The sequence below is a fragment of the Anabaena sp. CS-542/02 genome (assembly GCF_028331085.1).
GTDB classification, from domain to species: Bacteria; Cyanobacteriota; Cyanobacteriia; order Cyanobacteriales; family Nostocaceae; genus Anabaenopsis; species Anabaenopsis arnoldii.
In genome coordinates this window covers 18,126-30,947 of the sequence record NZ_JAQMTM010000040.1, presented here as the reverse complement: position 1 = coordinate 30,947, position 12,822 = coordinate 18,126, and the positions used below count along the sequence as shown (strand labels likewise).

19 protein-coding genes and 1 riboswitch are annotated in these 12,822 nt (G+C 41.6%); of the genes, 16 read left to right on the top strand and 3 right to left on the bottom strand.

Annotated features, from left to right (window positions below; translation table 11 throughout):
* The first annotated feature begins 68 nt into the window (after positions 1–68).
* From nifK to PN447_RS03695, 11 genes are all read left to right on the top strand, one after another.
* Positions 69–1,604, top strand: a complete 1,536-nt coding sequence (nifK, locus tag PN447_RS03745) for a nitrogenase molybdenum-iron protein subunit beta (RefSeq protein WP_271731999.1) — start codon at positions 69–71, stop codon at positions 1,602–1,604.
* A gap of 137 nt (positions 1,605–1,741) precedes the next feature.
* The gene (locus PN447_RS03740) at positions 1,742–2,071 is read left to right on the top strand and encodes a Mo-dependent nitrogenase C-terminal domain-containing protein (protein WP_271760927.1); all 330 of its coding nucleotides are present in this window, start codon (positions 1,742–1,744) and stop codon (positions 2,069–2,071) included.
* A gap of 174 nt (positions 2,072–2,245) precedes the next feature.
* Positions 2,246–3,625, top strand: a complete 1,380-nt coding sequence (gene nifE, locus PN447_RS03735; RefSeq protein ID WP_271760926.1) for a nitrogenase iron-molybdenum cofactor biosynthesis protein NifE — start codon at positions 2,246–2,248, stop codon at positions 3,623–3,625.
* Positions 3,626–3,759: 134 nt separating this feature from the next.
* Entirely contained in the window at positions 3,760–5,088 is a 1,329-nt protein-coding gene (gene nifN, locus PN447_RS03730; protein ID WP_271760924.1) for a nitrogenase iron-molybdenum cofactor biosynthesis protein NifN, read from the top strand.
* 69 nt (positions 5,089–5,157) lie between these two features.
* Positions 5,158–5,547: a nitrogen fixation protein NifX gene (gene nifX / locus PN447_RS03725; protein ID WP_271731992.1), complete on the top strand. Its 390-nt coding sequence runs from the start codon at positions 5,158–5,160 to the stop codon at positions 5,545–5,547.
* Between the two features lie 20 nt (positions 5,548–5,567).
* Positions 5,568–6,044, top strand: a complete 477-nt coding sequence (locus PN447_RS03720) for a NifX-associated nitrogen fixation protein (RefSeq protein WP_271731989.1) — start codon at positions 5,568–5,570, stop codon at positions 6,042–6,044.
* Positions 6,045–6,187: 143 nt separating this feature from the next.
* Complete coding sequence (locus PN447_RS03715) at positions 6,188–6,397, top strand: CCE_0567 family metalloprotein (protein WP_271731988.1); 210 nt, start codon at positions 6,188–6,190, stop codon at positions 6,395–6,397.
* Complete coding sequence (nifW, locus tag PN447_RS03710; RefSeq protein WP_271760920.1) at positions 6,394–6,711, top strand: nitrogenase-stabilizing/protective protein NifW; 318 nt, start codon at positions 6,394–6,396, stop codon at positions 6,709–6,711. Before PN447_RS03715 ends, nifW begins: the two co-directional genes overlap by 4 nt.
* Positions 6,712–6,721: 10 nt before the next feature.
* Positions 6,722–7,522: a HesA/MoeB/ThiF family protein gene (locus PN447_RS03705; protein WP_271760919.1), complete on the top strand. Its 801-nt coding sequence runs from the start codon at positions 6,722–6,724 to the stop codon at positions 7,520–7,522.
* A gap of 53 nt (positions 7,523–7,575) precedes the next feature.
* A complete protein-coding gene (locus PN447_RS03700; RefSeq protein WP_271760917.1) occupies positions 7,576–7,947 on the top strand; it encodes a HesB/IscA family protein in 372 nt (123 codons plus the stop codon).
* Positions 7,948–8,064: 117 nt separating this feature from the next.
* Entirely contained in the window at positions 8,065–8,364 is a 300-nt protein-coding gene (locus PN447_RS03695) for a 2Fe-2S iron-sulfur cluster-binding protein (protein WP_200987994.1), read from the top strand.
* Between the two features lie 178 nt (positions 8,365–8,542).
* Here PN447_RS03695 and PN447_RS03690 read toward each other — a convergent pair whose 3' ends face one another.
* Entirely contained in the window at positions 8,543–8,971 is a 429-nt protein-coding gene (locus PN447_RS03690; RefSeq protein ID WP_271760915.1) for a DUF1636 domain-containing protein, read from the bottom strand.
* 22 nt (positions 8,972–8,993) lie between these two features.
* A riboswitch (cobalamin riboswitch) is annotated at positions 8,994–9,190 on the bottom strand.
* Positions 9,191–9,664: 474 nt separating this feature from the next.
* Here PN447_RS03690 and PN447_RS03685 point away from each other — a divergent pair.
* The 5 genes from PN447_RS03685 to PN447_RS03675 all read left to right on the top strand — a co-directional run bounded on the left by PN447_RS03685 (position 9,665) and on the right by PN447_RS03675 (position 11,721).
* Complete coding sequence (locus PN447_RS03685; RefSeq protein ID WP_271760914.1) at positions 9,665–10,129, top strand: ankyrin repeat domain-containing protein; 465 nt, start codon at positions 9,665–9,667, stop codon at positions 10,127–10,129.
* 124 nt (positions 10,130–10,253) lie between these two features.
* Positions 10,254–10,448 (top strand): hypothetical protein, encoded by a 195-nt coding sequence (locus PN447_RS18605; RefSeq protein ID WP_334311077.1) that lies wholly within the window; start codon positions 10,254–10,256, stop codon positions 10,446–10,448.
* Positions 10,449–10,580: 132 nt separating this feature from the next.
* Entirely contained in the window at positions 10,581–10,898 is a 318-nt protein-coding gene (locus PN447_RS18600; RefSeq protein ID WP_334311076.1) for a hypothetical protein, read from the top strand.
* Positions 10,899–11,193: 295 nt separating this feature from the next.
* Positions 11,194–11,328, top strand: coding sequence for a hypothetical protein (locus tag PN447_RS18595; RefSeq protein WP_334311075.1), 135 nt, complete (start codon positions 11,194–11,196; stop codon positions 11,326–11,328).
* 18 nt (positions 11,329–11,346) lie between these two features.
* Positions 11,347–11,721, top strand: coding sequence for a hypothetical protein (locus PN447_RS03675; protein WP_271760912.1), 375 nt, complete (start codon positions 11,347–11,349; stop codon positions 11,719–11,721).
* On the opposite strand, the gene PN447_RS03670 is transcribed toward PN447_RS03675, so the two are convergent.
* Both PN447_RS03670 and PN447_RS03665 read right to left on the bottom strand, forming a co-directional pair.
* Positions 11,722–12,183 carry a hydrogenase maturation protease gene (locus tag PN447_RS03670; protein ID WP_271760910.1) on the bottom strand — a complete coding sequence of 154 codons (462 nt, stop codon included), beginning with the start codon at positions 12,181–12,183 and terminating at the stop codon, positions 11,722–11,724.
* 87 nt (positions 12,184–12,270) lie between these two features.
* Positions 12,271–12,693, bottom strand: a complete 423-nt coding sequence (locus PN447_RS03665) for a hypothetical protein (protein ID WP_271760909.1) — start codon at positions 12,691–12,693, stop codon at positions 12,271–12,273.
* Between the last annotated feature and the right edge of the window lie 129 nt (positions 12,694–12,822).

The window sequence follows — 12,822 nt, the reverse complement described above, 5'->3', positions numbered from 1 at the left end:
CCACCCTATGAAATTCCCCCCAAATTTCCCAATTACTAACGAATCATGTAAGCTTGGAGAACCAGCAAATGCCTCAGAATCCAGATAAAATTCAAGACCACGTTGAGTTATTCCACCAACCAGAGTACAAGCAACTCTTCCAAAACAAGAAGGAATTTGAAAACGGTCACAGCCCCGAAGAAATCGAACGGGTTGCAGAATGGACCAAGGGTTGGGAATATCGCGAAAAGAACTTTGCTCGTGAAGCATTAACCATCAACCCTGCTAAAGGTTGCCAACCTTTAGGTGCAATTTTTGCTGCTGTGGGTTTTGAAGGCACTTTACCCTTTGTACAAGGTTCTCAAGGTTGCGTTGCATACTTCCGTACCCACTTAACCCGTCACTACAAAGAACCATTCTCTGGTGTGTCTTCTTCCATGACTGAAGACGCAGCGGTATTCGGTGGTATGCAGAACATGATTGATGGGTTGGCTAACTCTTACCAACTCTACAAGCCCAAGATGATTGCTGTTTGCACCACCTGTATGGCTGAGGTTATTGGTGATGACTTACAAGCTTTCATCAACAACGCTAAGGATGCTGGTTCAGTTCCTAAGAATTTCCCAGTCCCTTATGCTCACACACCTAGCTTTGTTGGTTCCCACATCACTGGTTACGACAACATGATGAAGGGTATTCTTTCTAACCTCACCGCAGGTCAGAAGAAAGCCACCAGCAATGGCAAAATCAACTTTATCCCAGGTTTTGACACCTACGTAGGCAACAACCGTGAAATCAAGCGTATTGCAGGTTTATTCGGTTTTGACTACACCATTCTAGCTGATAACAGTGACTACCTGGATTCACCCAACACAGGTGAATTCGATATGTATCCCGGTGGTACTAAGTTGGAAGATGCCGCAGACTCCATCAACGCTAAGGCTACAGTGTTTCTGCAAGCGCACTCCACAGTTAAGACCCGTGAGTACATTGAAAAAGAATGGAAGCAAGAAGTTGTAGTTTCCCGTCCTTGGGGTATTAAGGCTACTGACGAGTTCTTGATGAAACTCAGTGAATTGAGCGGTAAGCCCATTCCCCAAGAGTTGGAAATCGAACGCGGTCGTGCAGTTGATGCCATGACCGACTCCCACGCTTGGTTACACGGTAAGCGCTTCGCTATCTACGGTGAGCCAGACTTGGTATACAGCGTAGTTGGTTTCATGTTAGAAATGGGTGCTGAACCTGTGCATATCTTGGTTCACAACTCCAATGACGTGTTTGAAAAAGAACTTCAAGCTCTACTAGATTCTAGTCCTTTTGGTCAAGGCGCAACCATCTGGGGTGGTAAAGACCTATGGCATATGCGTTCTTTACTGTTCACTGAACCTGTAGACTTGCTGATTGGTAACTCCTATGGTAAGTACCTGTGGCGTGATTGTAAGGTTCCCCTCGTCAGAATTGGTTATCCTATCATGGATCGCCACCACTTACACCGCTACAGCACTATCGGTTATCAAGGTGTGATCAACTTGCTCAACTGGATTGTCAATACAATCTTTGAAGAAATCGATCGCAACACCAATATTCCTTCTAAAACAGATATTTCTTACGACTTGATTCGCTAAGAATTGCAGAGTGCTAATCAAAGGTAAGGAAGGGGAGTAAGGGCTAGGGGCAAAAAGGGTGATACTCATCCCCAGCGCCCCTAGAGCCGCTACTTACCTTTTTCTAGCAAATTACATCTTTAATGGAGGTATCTATTATGGAAACTATACATCATACTCACTCTGATCATCATTACCATCCACCTAACTATCAAAAGTCTGGTTGGTTTCAGAAAATGTTCAATCCTCTGCGTGGTTTAATAGATGGGATTGAAGTGAGAAATTATCATCTTGCTCATATAATCTGCCAGGTCATTCCTTGCTGTTGTCCCTTTGAGCGTAATGTTAATTTATTCGGGAGGACTTTGCATATTCCGGCTTTGTGTAAACTCAATCCTGTATATGATGAGTTGGTGGCTATGCGTTTTCGGGCTTTATCTTTTCTGGCTGATGAACGTGGGGAAGATGTCACCAAGTATATTTGTTAGGCAGTGATATTGATTTTTTAATGCTCTTGCAAAAGTACATTTTATGATAAGTAGTCCCCAGATGAACACAGATTATTATTAATGGTTTATCCGGTGTGAATGTGGTCGGGAGAGGAGTTTTGCAAGCAGTCTATTAGTTACTATTTAACACGTCGATCTAGCAAGAGAAGAGACATGAAAATTACCCAAGGCAAAATTAATGAGCTGCTGAGTGAGTCGGGATGTGAACACAATCAGCACAAACAGGGTGAGAAGAAAAATAAGTCTTGTACCCAACAAGCCCAGCCCGGTGCGGCTCAAGGAGGTTGCGCTTTTGATGGTGCAATGATTGCTTTGGTGCCAATCACTGATGCGGCTCATTTGGTCCATGGGCCTATTGCCTGTGCTGGTAATTCTTGGGGTAGTCGTGGTAGTCTTTCCTCTGGTCCCCAACTCTACAAGATGGGTTTTACTACCGATTTGAGTGAGAATGATGTGATTTTCGGGGGTGAAAAGAAGCTCTATCAGGCGATTCTGCAACTTAAAGAACGCTACAATCCCCCAGCCATTTTTGTCTACGCTACTTGTGTCACTGCTTTGATTGGCGATGATATAGATGCTGTTTGCAAGACGGCGGCTGAGAAAACTGGCACTCCTGTGATTCCTGTGATTGCTCCGGGGTTTATTGGTAGTAAGAACCTGGGTAACCGCTTTGGTGGTGAGGCCTTGCTGGAATATGTAGTTGGTACGGCAGAACCGGAAACAACTACACCTTATGATATTAACTTGATCGGTGAGTATAATATTGCCGGGGAAATGTGGGGAGTCACACCACTGCTGGAAAAGTTAGGCATTCGTGTTTTATCTAAAATAACGGGTGATGCTCGCTATGACGAGGTTCGTTACGCCCACCGGGCCAAGCTCAATGTGATGATCTGTTCCCGTGCGTTGCTGAATATGGCTAGAAAGATGGAGGAACGTTACAACATTCCTTACATTGAAGAGTCTTTCTATGGCATTGATGATATGAATCGCTGTCTGCGAAATATTGCGGCGCAATTGGGCGATGCTGATTTGCAGGAGCGCACAGAAAAGTTAATTGCCCAAGAAACTGCAGATCTTGATTTGGCTTTGGCTCCCTATCGGGCTCGACTTCAAGGGAAGCGGGTTGTATTATATACCGGTGGTGTCAAGAGTTGGTCGATTATCTCGGCAGCTAAGGACTTGGGTATAGAAGTCGTTGCTACTAGTACTAGAAAAAGTACTGAGGAAGATAAAGCCCGGATCAAGAGGTTGATTGGTAATGATGGCATCATGATGGAGAAGGGTAACGCTAAGGAATTGTTAAAGCTAGTGAAGGACACCGGCGCTGATATGTTGATCGCCGGGGGCCGTAATCAATACACTGCTTTAAAAGCCCGGATTCCTTTCCTGGATATCAACCAAGAACGTCACCATCCCTATGCTGGTTATGTGGGTATGGTGGAGATGGCACGGGAATTATATGAGGCTCTGTATAGCCCTATTTGGGAACAAATACGTAAACCCGCCCCTTGGGAAGAGTCTGAGGGATGAGGGGAAGGGTTGTAGGCTCATGACCAACGACTAGCAGTTTCAGATCCCGGACTTGTTTCATAAACTCCAGACTCTTGAGCATCTACACCAGAACTCCGGGATCTCCAATAGACCAACGACTAAGTATAAATGCAATGGCGATTGTTAATCTTCCTAATAAACCACTGACAGTTAATCCCCTCAAACAAAGCCAAGCTTTGGGTGCATCTTTAGCTTTTTTGGGCTTGAAGGGGATGATTCCTTTATTTCACGGTTCCCAAGGTTGTACTGCCTTCGCTAAAGTTGTGCTTGTACGGCATTTTCGGGAAGCTATTCCCCTAGCTACTACAGCCATGACAGAAGTTACTACTATCTTGGGTGGTGAGGAGAATGTGGAACAAGCAATTCTCACTTTGGTGGAGAAGGTCAGTCCGGAAATTATTGGTTTATGTAGTACAGGACTGACGGAAACTAGAGGAGATGAGCTAGAGCGGTTTCTCAAGGAAATCCGCGATCGCCATCAGTCCCTAAATTATCTGCCCATTGTATATGCTACTACCCCAGACTTTAAGGGGGCGTTGCAAGATGGCTTTGGGGCGGCTGTGGAAAGTATAGTCAGGGAAATCCCCCAAGCTGGTGGTATCAGAACTGAACAAGTTACTATTTTGGCGGGTTCTGCGTTTACACCGGGGGATATACAGGAAATTAAAGAGATGGTAACAGCCTTTGGCTTAGTGCCAATCTTTGTTCCTGACCTGGGGGCTTCTCTTGATGGTCATTTAGAAGATGGTTATACTGCTATTACAGCTAGTGGTACTACCTTAAAACAACTACGAGATGTAGGTAGTTCAGCCTTTACCATCGCTTTGGGCGAGAGTATGCGACCGGCGGCTAAAATCCTGGAGGAGCGGTTTAATATCCCCTATGAGGTGTTTGGTGAACTGACGGGATTGGAACCGGTAGATGAGTTCCTGCAAGCATTATCTATTCTCAGTAGCAATCCGGTACCGGAAAAATACCGCAGTCAACGTCGCCAGTTACAAGATGCGATGTTAGATAGTCATTTTTACTTTAGTGCCAAGCGAGTGTCTTTGGCGTTAGAACCGGATTTGTTATGGTCAATGGTTAACTTTCTGCAATCCATGGGAAGTCAAATTCATGGGGCGGTGACTACGACGCGATCGCCGCTGTTGGAAAAACTCCCGGTAAAAAGTGTCACCATCGGCGATTTAGATGATTTTGAGCAATTAGCCCTTGGGTCTGATTTATTGATTGGAAATTCTAATCTAGGTGCGATCGCGAAACGTCTCTCAGTTCCTCTCTATCGTCTAGGTATTCCCATCTACGACCGTTTGGGTAATGGATACTTTACTAAAGTGGGCTACCGAGGCACTATAGAGGTGTTATTTGGCATTGGTAATCTATTTTTAGAGGCTGAAGAAGAGAGAGTTAAACACTTATGGAACTTAGGGAATGGGGATTAAGAATCAATTACTTCTCAATTCCCCATACCCAACACGCAATACCCCATCCTTAATTCACAAAAAAAGAGAATGAAAATTGCCTTTACCACCAGTGACCGAGTTCATATTAATGCTCACTTCGGATGGGCTAGAGAAATTGATGTTTATGAAATCTCTGACGAGGGATATCAATTTCTGGAAACTCTCAAATTTGAGGGTGATCTCAAAGAAGATGGTAACGAGGATAAAATCACCCCTAAACTTGATGCTTTAGTCGATTGTACCATCGTTTATGTTGCTGCCATTGGTGGTAGTGCCGCAGCCCGTTTAATTAAGAAAGGCGTCACCCCAGTCAAAGCCAAATCAGAAGCAGAAGAAATTAGTGAAGTTCTCACAAAACTAGTAAAAACCCTCAAAGGTAATCCTCCCCCTTGGTTGCGTAAAGCATTGAGACAAACCACTCCTAACTTTGCAGATTAACTTGAAGTTTAAGCCACGGTATGAGTACAAATAATAGTGTAAACGGAAGCAGTGATACAGTAGTCTTCAACTCGCCTTTTCTCAAGACATTAGTCCAGCAAATCCGTGGACAAGACACTTATGGGGTTTATCGTAACTGGTCAGATGAATTAATACTCAAACCCTTTGTAGTTACCAAACAGAAGAAACGGGAAATTTCTCTAGAGGGTGAAGTTGATCCGATTACTCAAGCTCGGATTATGGCATTTTTCCGCGCTGTAGCCGCTGGTGTAGAACAGGAAACAGGCCTAATTTCTCAGGTAGTGCTTGACTTAAGTCATGAAGGATTTGGCTGGGCGCTGGTTTTTTCTGGTCGTCTTTTGCTAACTAAAAAAACCTTGCGTGATGCGCACAGATTTGGTTTTGACTCCCTAGAAAAATTAGCCCAGGAGGGAGAAGCCTATGTGCAAAAAGGTATTGAATTAGGTAAAAGATTCGCCGAGGTAGGGAACCTTTAAAACAGCTTTGGAGATCCCGGACTTCTGGTGTAGATGCTCAAGAGTCTGAAGTTTATGAAAGAAGTCCGGGATCTGAAACTGCTAAATAGATACCAAGGTGTTTATTGGGATTTTTTCTGCGGTGTTGATCATAAGGAGTAGTGGTGAGCGAAACAAGTATTACAGAACTGAAAAACCAAATTAAGCGGCTGAATAGTAAAGCTGGTCAAATGAAGATGGATCTGCATGATTTAGCTGAAGGTTTGCCCACAGATTACAAAACACTTATGGATGTGGCGGCTGCGACTTATAAAATCTATCAACAGCTAGATGAGCTTAAGCAACAACTCAAAATCCTGGAGAATTCTCAATGAGTGGAACTATGAATGAATTCAAAAAGCTGGTAGATGCGGAGGAATTTTTTAATTTTTTTAATTTGCCCTACGACCAAGAAATTGTCAATGTAAATCGGTTACATATTTTGAAGAAATTTTCGCAATATATGGCGGAAGTTGATGATAATTCTGCTGATTTGAGTACAGAAGAAAGACTTCATCAATATTCTTTGGCTTTGCAAAAAGCTTATGATGTTTTCCTGGAATCAACCCCCCATGAACAAAAGCTGTTCAAGGTGTTTAATGAGAAGCCTAAGAATGTAGTTACGCTGACAGAAATCACTTCTGATTAGGAGGTAAAAAGTGATCAACCTAACGCCTACCGAGTTGGAACGCTATAGTCGCCAAATGATGCTCCCAAATTTTGGCGAACTAGCTCAAAAACGCCTGAAGTCTGCAACAGTTCTGGTTACGGGTGTGGGGGGATTAGGCGGTACGGCGGCGCTTTACTTAGCAGTAGCGGGCGTTGGGCGGCTAATCCTAGTCCGGGGTGGTGACTTGCGCTTGGATGATATGAATCGTCAGATTTTAATGACTGATGATTGGGTAGGTAAGCCAAGGGTATTCAAGGCTAAAGAAACTCTGGAAGCAATTAATCCTGATGTCCAGGTGGAAGTAGTTCATGATTACATCACCCCAGAAAATGTAGACTCGTTGGTACAATCGGCTGATATGGCGCTAGATTGCGCGCACAATTTTACAGAACGCAATCTGCTCAATGAAGCTTGTGTACGCTGGCGTAAACCGATGGTGGAAGCAGCAATGGACGGGATGGAGGCTTACTTAACTACCATTATTCCAGGTGTAACTCCTTGTTTATCCTGTTTGTTTCCAGAAAAGCCGGAATGGGACAGACGTGCTTTTTCAGTTCTCGGCGCTGTCTCTGGGACACTAGCTTGTCTAACAGCGTTGGAAGCCATCAAGCTGATTACTGGGTTTAGTCAACCTCTGTTATCGCAATTGCTGACCATTGACTTGAATCGCATGGAATTTGCCAAGCGCCGTTCTCAGCGCGATCGCGCTTGTCCCGTATGTGGTAACACTGCGCCTTGGAGATATGGTCACTCCCCATCAATGGACGCTACCAGCAATTGTACAACGTAGTTTTTACTCATAATTGACACAAATCCCCACACTAGAAATCGGCAGGAAAGGTAATGGCTGTTAGCTTAACAGAAAAAGCAGAATTTCGTCTGCGGGCATTTTTACGAAGTTCAGCCTCTGATAATAACGACACTAAAAAAGGTATCCGTGTATCTGTGCAAAATGGTGGTTGCAGTGGCTATGAATATGGTCTTGAGATCACCAGCAAACCAAAACCAGATGACTTGGTAATTCAGCAAGGGAATGTGCTGATTTACGTTGATGCCAAAAGTGCGCCGTTATTAGAAGGGGTGATCATCGACTTTGTAGAAGGGGTAATGGAAAGTGGCTTTAAGTTCACTAACCCTCATGCAAGTGATACCTGCGGTTGCGGAAAATCCTTCAAAACAGATGATGGCACACCTACGGGGATACCTTGCAAATAGTACTTGGAATTGAACCCCATCAATGTGCTGCTGTCTTCCGCGTTGCTACTCGCAGATTTCACTAGATAAACTTCGAGAAATCCATCTAAGCGTCTAAATTTTGAGGAGAATCGGAAAATGGCTACCTACCAAGTGAGATTAATCAACAAAAAAGAAGGTCTGGACACCACAATTGAAGTAGATGAAGATACTAACATTGTGGACGCAGCAGAAGAAAATGGTATTGAATTACCTTTCTCTTGTCACTCAGGTTCTTGCTCGAGTTGTGTAGGAAAAGTTGTAGAAGGTGAAATTGATCAATCTGATCAAAACTTCTTAGATGACGAGCAAGTATCTAAAGGATTCGCTTTACTTTGCGTTACCTATCCTCGCTCTAATTGCACAATTAAGACCCACCAAGAAGCATATCTTGTATAGAATATTGCTTAAACCGCTACTATCAGCAATATTTGCTTACAGCAGTTTTCACCGAGATAAACTCAAGATTTATTGATATTCATCTGTGTTTATCTGTGGTTCATTATCTTTTCATCTACTACACCCACTGCTTAACTGCAATCAAGATGAAGGATGAAGTATATCCTTCATCTTTTTTTTAATTACAGATTTTTGCCTCAGTACAATTTATCTGTAAGGGCGTAGGTACTGCTGGAATACGGGCTAAAATTCCTTTCTTGAGAGGTTCTGGACGTTCACCCCAGGGTAACAAACCTTGTGGGTGTGCATAATATTTACCAGCACACTGGAATACACCCTCTACTTCTGCTGGCGATAGCTCAGGAGATAGATCGCCGAAAAGATAAGTATATTTATCATGTGAGGCAAAGGAAACAACACAAGAGCGATCGCATGCGCTCATACATTCTACCGGTTGAATCCTAAACTCCGTGTTCAATTCCCAATGGGGATAATGTGCTTGTAAGTGCTTGAGAAGTATTTCTCCGCCACTTTCACCTACACGTTTACCGCCTTCCCACTTACTCCCACAGGTTGTACAAACAAATATTGTATGTTCTGCTCTCATCTATACCTCGTAGATTGTAGCTTAATTTACTTGTATATCGGCGGGTATTCTGACTTAGGCAATTTTAAATCTTAAATTTGGTGTTTTTTGGTGTTTTAAATCTCAAACTAAAAATCTAAAATCGGTTTACAGCTGCGGGACAGCGCCGGACTTACACCGAACTTTCCCCCTTACCTCTAATAGTTAATTTCTATTAGAACCGAATATATAGTAATTTAGCATATTTTCGTCAAATTTATCACACATTAAATGAGAAAGTTTAGAGAAACTATAAGGCATTTACGGCATCAGTAGCAGTAAGTAAGCTACAACATGGACTAAATACAAACGATACAAAAAAATATCTAGTTTATTAGATTTGTAATTTAGCTGTATATTTAGCTGCATTTTTAGATTTTCTTCAGCCAATTATTCCACAGATGTATGGGGATCTTTATAAATCATTCATAATTCAAACTTATCAGAGTGATAATATATAAATAAGTTAAATTGTTGCTAGTGAACTTAAATCTCAAAAAACCCTGCCAAGATTTATCTCTGAACTTGGGTGCAGCTAAAACTTCATCATGACCTGAGATAGATGCAACAAAAAAATTACGAGAATCTGCGTAAATCTTATTCTAGACTTTTTCTACTTCGCTATAAACCTCTATTCAAATTGATGAGTCCGTTTAGGGATATCAAGGATTAGTTATGAATCAGATCAAAAAGCAAAAATTGAGTGAAGTTACCCAGCAATGGCTGATAGCAAATGGTTATAATCCCAATAACTTAAATCGACAAGGTGAGAATGGCGACACAGCTTTGATAAAAGCTACTAGAGAAGGAGTCTATGCAGTAGTCAAAGAGCTAATTGACTTAGGCGTGAATATTAATGCCAAAAATTATGATCGCAATAATGCTTTATGGTTTGCTTGTTGTGGTAATCATTATGAGCTAATTAGCTTGCTCCTAGCTACAGAAATTGATATTAATAACCAAAATGATAACGGTGCAACTGTTTTAATGTATGCAGCATCAGCAGGGAAGACGGGGGTGGCTAAGTTACTTATACAACACAAACCTAACTTAAATTTAAGGAATTTTGATGATTGTAGGGCTATAGATTTAGCTAGCAATATGGAGATATTAAGGTTACTTCAAAACGCAGAAAGGTAAGAATTTAGACAGGCTTTGCCCATAGTCTAGTAAGCATTATTACTTATCTGTACAGGTGACTCCAAATTATGTAGATCCTTACACTCATCCCCATTAATTTAAAGTTTATGCCAAATTTTAGGGGGTGAAATTAAATCTCAACAATCCCCTGCATTCGTTTATCTGGCTAACTAGTGCAGTTACCCAGGAAAGGGCTTTATATCCTAGGGAGTTTTATCTACTTGGTGGGATGTGGGGAATGGTGGATGGTATCTATCATTTGGAAGTTGAGAATAATTCTCTCGCACTCACCTATGAATTAATTGATGATGCACTATAAAATTATATTATACCAGCAAAAAGTATCAAGTGATGCTTTTTTTAAATTAGTTGTGTTTATTATAGGTCTAGTTGGAAATATCAGGATAGGAGACTAAGATATTGCTTTCTGGATAGCGGTCATCATTTAGGGGTGATTGCAACATCAGCTGATCTCCATAACCAAGATATACAACTTATTTTTGACTTTGATAAACTTGATGTCAATAGGTTGTTAGGCTTGAAAAATAAAGAGCTTATCACTGCTGGGGTAATCTCAGTCCAAATCCAAGACAAGCCAATTAGAGCTTTGGGACTGCGGGTTTCTTTTGTCTGGGGTACACATTATTTTGAAGCTGATCAATTTATTCAATATAGGTATCAAGCAACCACTTTGCAGCAGAGTCCAGTACAGCCATTACAACACCTACAGTTTAACTTTGACAGAGATAAATTTCATCCTATTGTGTGAAATAGACGTTGAGCGAGACGTTTCCGGAAACAGTTTATTTCTCAAGAAGATTATCTATATCTCTGGCGACAAATCGCACAACCAATACCAACAGATGATTTTGAGAAAATCGAAATTTACTCTGTTGTACCTCGCGTAGAGGGGATGTTACCTGGATTAAAAGGTACACATTTACTCAAAGCAGGTGATTTCAGAGAACAGACGGGTTACTAATGCGTCAATCAGGCCATTCATTGTCAGAGGTGGCGCTGTAACTTGGTTTTTGGTATCTGAATAGACAAATTATCAAACAGCTATGCAATTAGCTGGTTTTGTGGGAAACAAAATTTATTTAGTTAGCAACTATTTGGGAATTAATTGTACTGTAATTGGTGCTTTTTATGATGAGGAAACTCAAGATATTCTCTATGGAATGGCTATTGGCAAATAACTAGGATCATAACGAGAGATGGCTAAGAATAATTTCTATTTTGATAGTGATGATTTTCATCCTATGCAGCCGACATCGGCAGATATTATACTACGGCAACAACTAGAGTATTCTATTAGTAGGTATTTTTATCACGGGTGCGATCGCACCATTCAAAATCTACTCTCTAATTGTCGCTGGTATGTCACAACCCGCGCTAATGCGATGACACTAGTAATTGAATGTCCTGATCAAGTTACTAACTGGCGGGTTTTACAAAAAATTGTCCCCATGGGAACATTACTTCACTCTATTATCAGCAGTGCTAAAATTCGGGTTTGTCCCCCCGATAGTCAGGGTGTACCTTTTGAAATGAGGGTAGATGAACTTTCAGTTTATCGTGATTGGGCGTAATTAGTGATTCAATTTACTGACTAATTGTTGAAAAACTAAATCAGCAGAATTTTGCACCACGGGACTTAGTTCTAGTCCTAGATTAAGATTGGCAGCTTCAATCAGGTAAACTGTTACCTGTTGGGGAAAGTCTTGATTAAAGATTTTCCTCCCAGCTGCTAAAGCATGATCCCAGCGAAAATCATGTAAGTTATAACTAGGTTCTGGTAATGCTTCTAGTTCTTGTCCGGGGACTTGAAATACAGCACCTGGTTCTGAACCTGTAGAACTAGCATCAATAATTATTAATTCTTGACTACCTCTAGCTCGAAACATTACTTCTATCCCGGCGGTTCCACAGTCATATACTTGCACATGGGGATGGGGATTTTGGGCTAGATATTGTTGTAGGCGTTGAGCAATAATTACGCCTACAGCGTCGTCACTGCGGTTGAGGTTACCGCAACCGATAATAGTTAACAAGAGTTTTTTAATTAGGTCATCATTGGTGGCTAAATCAGAGGCTGCGAGTGATACACGAAACCTCTGAATAATCAGTTATGGAAAAGATTATAATTTCACATCATATTTTTTGGCAATTTCCATAAATTTTTCACACTGCTTTTGTGATGCGTCAGTTAAGATCATTTCTGCTTGTTCTGGAGTATTGCCATCTTTAGGGATTAAATACTTGACATAAAGTGCTATGAAATCGGCTATAACTGCCAATCCAGATAAACCATGTTGGTCAGCTTCTTTCCCGGCGATCGCAGCTACTAAACCAGCTTTAATCGGGTCTGGTTTCACCTTCATAAACTGGTCAATGAGTTGGGAAATATACTCTGTGGGTGGTAAGTTATTTAACTTACTTTGGTCTGGAGTAAAATTACATTCTGCGGCTTTTGCTTGCTCTAAAACACACCATTCTATGAATTCTTGTAGTGCGGCTTCAGGGAGGCGAGGGAGATATCTATGTAGCGGTATATCGGACACAGGCTTACCGTGTAAATTTATTTTTTCTGAGGTGCATCATAGCTAGCCTAACCCATTACCGCTATTAGTTTTAGTATGTTAAGCTACGATATTTTTATAATAGGCATTGTTGAAAAATTGGATTATAAT

Coding starts and splice junctions, on each gene's coding strand:
- nifK (WP_271731999.1), top strand. CDS start 69: ATGCCTCAGAATCCAGATAAAATTCAAGACCACGTTGAGTTATTCCAC.
- PN447_RS03740 (WP_271760927.1), top strand. CDS start 1,742: ATGGAAACTATACATCATACTCACTCTGATCATCATTACCATCCACCT.
- nifE (WP_271760926.1), top strand. CDS start 2,246: ATGAAAATTACCCAAGGCAAAATTAATGAGCTGCTGAGTGAGTCGGGA.
- nifN (WP_271760924.1), top strand. CDS start 3,760: ATGGCGATTGTTAATCTTCCTAATAAACCACTGACAGTTAATCCCCTC.
- nifX (WP_271731992.1), top strand. CDS start 5,158: ATGAAAATTGCCTTTACCACCAGTGACCGAGTTCATATTAATGCTCAC.
- PN447_RS03720 (WP_271731989.1), top strand. CDS start 5,568: ATGAGTACAAATAATAGTGTAAACGGAAGCAGTGATACAGTAGTCTTC.
- nifW (WP_271760920.1), top strand. CDS start 6,394: ATGAGTGGAACTATGAATGAATTCAAAAAGCTGGTAGATGCGGAGGAA.
- PN447_RS03700 (WP_271760917.1), top strand. CDS start 7,576: ATGGCTGTTAGCTTAACAGAAAAAGCAGAATTTCGTCTGCGGGCATTT.
- PN447_RS03695 (WP_200987994.1), top strand. CDS start 8,065: ATGGCTACCTACCAAGTGAGATTAATCAACAAAAAAGAAGGTCTGGAC.
- PN447_RS03690 (WP_271760915.1), bottom strand. CDS start 8,971: ATGAGAGCAGAACATACAATATTTGTTTGTACAACCTGTGGGAGTAAG.
- PN447_RS03685 (WP_271760914.1), top strand. CDS start 9,665: ATGAATCAGATCAAAAAGCAAAAATTGAGTGAAGTTACCCAGCAATGG.
- PN447_RS18595 (WP_334311075.1), top strand. CDS start 11,194: ATGCAATTAGCTGGTTTTGTGGGAAACAAAATTTATTTAGTTAGCAAC.
- PN447_RS03675 (WP_271760912.1), top strand. CDS start 11,347: ATGGCTAAGAATAATTTCTATTTTGATAGTGATGATTTTCATCCTATG.